This window comes from Verminephrobacter aporrectodeae subsp. tuberculatae At4 (assembly GCF_000193225.1).
Lineage (GTDB): Bacteria > Pseudomonadota > Gammaproteobacteria > Burkholderiales > Burkholderiaceae_C > Acidovorax > Acidovorax aporrectodeae.
The window spans coordinates 1-223 of sequence record NZ_AFAL01000863.1; the positions used below are offsets into that span (position 1 = coordinate 1).

1 protein-coding gene is annotated in these 223 nt (G+C 64.6%); it reads left to right on the forward strand.

Features of this window, described 5'->3' with window-relative positions; translation table 11 throughout:
* Positions 1–38 precede the first annotated feature (38 nt).
* Positions 39–223: LysR family transcriptional regulator (locus tag VTU_RS32070; protein ID WP_010109095.1), on the forward strand; the 185-nt coding region annotated here is incomplete at its 3' end.

Genomic DNA, 223 nt, shown 5'->3' on the forward strand with positions numbered 1-223 from the left:
CGTATGTGCCCGCACCATATCCAGCGATAGGAAAATCCGTGCATAGGGTCCAACTGCACTACACGCTCAGCCGGGACGCCGGCGATGCACGCATCCGCAATCCGCTGCCCGAACTACTCCAAGCCGTCGCCGGGCAGGGCTCGATTTCGGGCGCTGCACGCAGTCTGGACCTGTCGTACCGCCATGTCTGGGGCGCGCTCAAGCGCTGGGAGGAGCAACTCGG